A 4,503-nucleotide genomic window follows, 5' to 3' on the forward strand; every position below is an offset into this window, starting at 1 on the left:
TTGTCTTTAGAGATTTCACTCATATCTATATATTCTATGTGTGTAAGATTCTTAAGATATTCTAGTCGCTTATAAAATTGTATGCTTGCACCTCTCCAACCTTTGCTTGAATAGTTATAAAGGGCATCTAGTAAAGGAACATCAGAATCAAAATTTTTGGGAGGAATAGTCGGAGTGCAAGCATCGTAAGATAGTATAGGAAAGAGATTAGCATACTTGCAAGTGAGATTAAAAAATTTATTTATGGAGCACATTCCCAACTATTGAGATGATTTACCCCATGCTTAAGCCGCTCTATTTGGTCTCGTATATTGCAAATAGCGGGGACATTTTTATCAATCAATGCGCAAAATTTCATATAGCTTTCGTGCCAATATTCGTGGATAGCAATGAGATTGTAAGAATCTTTGTGTGCCAAAAGTTGTTGGTAGCAAGGATAATAATGAAAGATTTTATTATTTAAAATCGCATCATCTGCATTGATTTTATTGATACCACACAACTTTATAAATCTCCCATATGCGCTACTTCCACTTCCATCAAGTCTAAGCCATATTAAATCATAATATGGCGGCAAGGGCAGATTCATCTCCCACGCAAGTTCAGCAGAGATATTCTCATAGCTTAGATTCGCATAAGGATTTTGAGAATCCCTTACTAACCTCTTAGGATTAAGCAAAGGAGGATAAGGGTGATTAGTATCAAGGTATTGTTCTTGAAACTCTTTAGATTCTAGCCATTGTATAATCTCATTAAAGCATAAAGCAATAAATTCTAAATGCTTTAAGGAGGTGATTAAGCAATTCTGTTTTCTTAATAAACTATAGACTCTAAACTTCTTTGAATGATTTAGTTTTAAAATCAGTAAAAACATTTGTAATTGTTGGGCAAAAGGTTTTTCTTTAATTCTTGTTTTTATCTTTCTTGATCTATGAGCTATTGCAAACTTTAAACCAAATCTTTTATAAATCTTGCTACCTTTACTCATAGGGATTCTCCCTTGAAAGAACAAAAGCTAGAAAATTTTAAAATAAAATGTTTGTATTGAAAAAGTTTTAGAAAATAATCCTAAGATAAAAGAGAGAAAGTGATGATAAAAAGAATAAAGAAAGCTATTTAAGAGAGAGATGAGTTTATAAAATTGAATCTCATTATGGAATCCTTGATAAAATATATTAAAATCTCTTAAAAGATATTCTGAGAGATTTTAAAACAAAAGCAATATTATAGCAAATAATGGGGGGGGGGGGGCAAGAGTTGGGAAGGAATTTAGCTGAAGTTTGGAAAAGTTTTAGGAGAAGTTGCTAAATACAACTTCGTGGCGCACATTGCGTGAGTAATTTGCTCACACTTGCAAATCCACTATGTAATATAGTTTAAGGATTCCAACTCGTCTGCTCTTTGAATCTCCATATGTCATTGCGAGAGATTCTTTAAAATCTCGTGGCAATCCATAATCCAAACAACCAAAAAATACAACAATTAAACCATAAAGACATAAAACCCAAGAGCGAGATTTTATATTACAGATTACCACATTTGCTTTGCTCACCCACAATGACGCAGTAATAGAATCTCCCCCCCCCCCCTTTTTTTTTGCATTTTGACTTGGATTTGCAAGTGTGGGCAAATTGTAAAGCAATTTGCATCTATTCTCTCACTTCACTCCTCACAATAACACCAGATAATAAAGCATAGAACGCGAGAATCTTAAAGACTTAGAAATCCATTCACCCTCCGCCCTCTTTACAAACCACGCTTTCGTTAATTGATTTTGCAAAAAGAAAAATGCTTTTTGTGAAAACGCTTAGAATCGCAAAACGCATTTCGCTTTGCTCAATGCTAGCACTTTTGCGATTCTGCACTTTGCAATGCTTTGCATTGTAAGTAAAGATTCTATTTGTAGAAAATGGACATTTTTTAAATTCTCAAAGAGCGAGACAACTACAAGAAAAGCCAAAATAGGAGAAATATTTGGCTTATTTGGGCAAATAGAGAACTCAAAATAGACCCATTAAATTAACTTTCAAATCAAACCCTATAAAACTATCTTTACCTATACGACAACAAAAAATAGAAAATTAAAGAGATTCCAAATCAAAAAACAGAATTTAATCAATGAGAGCTAAAGAAAAAATGAAAGCTAAAACAAACACTGATAAAATAATAAGAATAGATAAAGATTTTTCCAAAAAAGAAGAAAAAAGTTTAAAAGAATCATAAAGTATAGGGAATAAAAAATAAAAGAAATATCACAACTCATTCTTTACACTCTCATCTCCGCACCGTCCTACTTTACCACTCTTGCAAAGAGCAGTATCATCAGCGAAGAAGAGCTTAACTGCTAGGTTCGGAATGGAGCTAGGTGGGACCTCTTCTCTATCAGCACGAAGATGACAATGTAAAAAGCCTTGAAAAAGTATCTTATAGATTCTTAGGAATCACTTTCTTATTTGGATAATCCAATAAAAACTAATAAACCAATATTTAAAAAGCTTCTAAATCCTATAAATTCCAAAAATCTTTTATCATAAGATTCTTTTTGTAAGTAAAACTTTAATCATAAACCAAGTTTGCTTAGAGTGATTACACTCATTAAGGCAGTGGCTTTAAAAAATCAATTAAGCCAAACGGTCTATTAGTAGTAGTCAGCTAAACACATTACTATGCTTACACCTCTACCCTATCAAGCAGGTAGTCTTCCTGCGACCTTCAGGGAAAGTTCATCTTGGAGTTGGCTTCACGCTTAGATGCTTTCAGCGTTTATCACATCCATGCGTAGCTACGCTGCGATGCCCATAGCAGGACAACAGCTACACCAGTGGCATGTCCATCCCGGTCCTCTCGTACTAGGGACAGATCTCCTCAACTTTCCTACGCCCACGGCAGATAGGGACCGAACTGTCTCACGACGTTCTGAACCCAGCTCGCGTACCGCTTTAAATGGCGAACAGCCATACCCTTGGGACCTGCTCCAGCCCCAGGATGCGATGAGCCGACATCGAGGTGCCAAACCTCCCCGTCGATGTGAGCTCTTGGGGGAGATCAGCCTGTTATCCCCGGGGTACCTTTTATCCTTTGAGCGATGACCCTTCCACACAGAATCACCGGATCACTATGACCGACTTTCGTCTCTGCTTGACTTGTTTGTCTTACAGTCAGGCTGGCTTATGCCATTACACTCTACAAATGATTTCCAACCATTTTGAGCCAACCTTTGCAAGCCTCCGTTACTTTTTAGGAGGCGACCGCCCCAGTCAAACTACCCACCAGGCATTGTCCTACTTGAGGATAACTCAAGCTAGTTAGCAGACAGAAACATTAAGGGTGGTATCTCAACGATGGCTCCATCTCTACCGGAGTAAAGATTTCAAAGCCTCCCACCTATGCTGCGCATAATGTTCCCATCGGCAGTGCCAAGCTGTAGTAAAGGTCCACGGGGTCTTTCCGTCTTGCCGCGGGTAGGAGGAATTTTCACCTCCACTACAATTTCACTGAATCACTCTTTGAGACAGCTCCCATCTCGTTACGCCATTCATGCAGGTCGGTATTTAACCGACAAGGAATTTCGCTACCTTAGGACCGTTATAGTTACGGCCGCCGTTTACTCGGGCTTCAATTCAAAGCTTCACCTTGCGGCTGACTAATCCTCTTAACCTTCGAGCACCGGGCAGGCGTCACACCTTATACTTCCTCTTTCGAGTTGGCAAAGTGCTGTGTTTTTGGTAAACAGTCGGGAGGGACTCTTTGCTGAGACCACATTGCTGTGGCACACCTTATCGCGAACTTACGGTGTTAGTTTGCAGAGTTCCTTAAAGAGAGTTCTTTCACGCGCCTTAGAATACTCATCTCATCTACCTGTGTCGGTTTGCGGTACGGGCAATATTAGCTAAACTTAGAGGCTTTTCTTGGCACGACGATCTGAACAATTCTCCTTTCCATCCGAAGATTTCAAAGAGCCTGTTGGGTTTGGGATACGGGAGCGGATTTACCAATCTCCTAACTTGCACCTTTCGACTGACACTTCTATCCGTCAGCTTGTCTCGACCCTATGCGTCCCCACATCGCACACTAATATTGGTATTGGAATATTAACCAATTTTCCATCGACTACCCATTTCTGACTTGTCTTAGGACCCGACTAACCCTACGATGACGAGCATAGCGTAGGAAACCTTAGATTTTCGGCGAAGTGGATTCTCACCACTTTTATCGCTACTCATTCCTGCATGCTCACTTCGCATCGCTCCACCACTCCTTGCCGGTATGGCTTCGACGCAGATGCGAACGCTCTTCTACCACTGTGCATCAGCACAATCTACAACTTCGGTGTCTATCTTAGCCCCGTTATATTTTCAGCGCAGAATCACTAGACCAGTGAGCTGTTACGCTATCTTTAAAGGATGGCTGCTTCTAAGCCAACCTCCTGGTTGTCTGAGTAACTCCACATCTTTTTCCACTTAGAATAGAACTTTGGGACCTTAGTTGGTAGTCTGGGTTGTT

Annotated in this window: 4 protein-coding genes and 2 rRNA genes; all 6 read right to left on the minus strand. The window is 39.3% G+C overall.

From position 1 onward, the window contains the following. Nucleotides 1–254: hypothetical protein (locus LS69_RS10950; RefSeq protein ID WP_238699297.1), on the minus strand; the 254-nt coding region annotated here is incomplete at its 3' end. After that, nucleotides 242–988: a hypothetical protein gene (locus LS69_RS09710; RefSeq protein WP_138124550.1), complete on the minus strand. Its 747-nt coding sequence runs from the start codon at nucleotides 986–988 to the stop codon at nucleotides 242–244. The genes LS69_RS10950 and LS69_RS09710, both read right to left, overlap by 13 nt. A gap of 357 nt (nucleotides 989–1,345) precedes the next feature. Continuing rightward, nucleotides 1,346–1,642 carry a hypothetical protein gene (locus LS69_RS09715; protein WP_138124553.1) on the minus strand — a complete coding sequence of 99 codons (297 nt, stop codon included), beginning with the start codon at nucleotides 1,640–1,642 and terminating at the stop codon, nucleotides 1,346–1,348. 88 nt (nucleotides 1,643–1,730) lie between these two features. Beyond that, entirely contained in the window at nucleotides 1,731–1,865 is a 135-nt protein-coding gene (locus LS69_RS11140; RefSeq protein ID WP_275050974.1) for a hypothetical protein, read from the minus strand. Between the two features lie 412 nt (nucleotides 1,866–2,277). Further along, nucleotides 2,278–2,393, minus strand: a 5S ribosomal RNA gene (gene rrf, locus LS69_RS09720). 224 nt (nucleotides 2,394–2,617) lie between these two features. Next, nucleotides 2,618–4,503, minus strand: a 23S ribosomal RNA gene (locus LS69_RS09725); the annotation flags it as partial.

The sequence above is a fragment of the Helicobacter sp. MIT 05-5294 genome (assembly GCF_000765675.1).
Lineage (GTDB): Bacteria > Campylobacterota > Campylobacteria > Campylobacterales > Helicobacteraceae > Helicobacter_D.

Excerpts from the sequence above, each read along its gene's own strand:
- LS69_RS09710 (WP_138124550.1), bottom strand. The coding sequence starts at position 988 with ATGAGTAAAGGTAGCAAGATTTATAAAAGATTTGGTTTAAAGTTTGCA.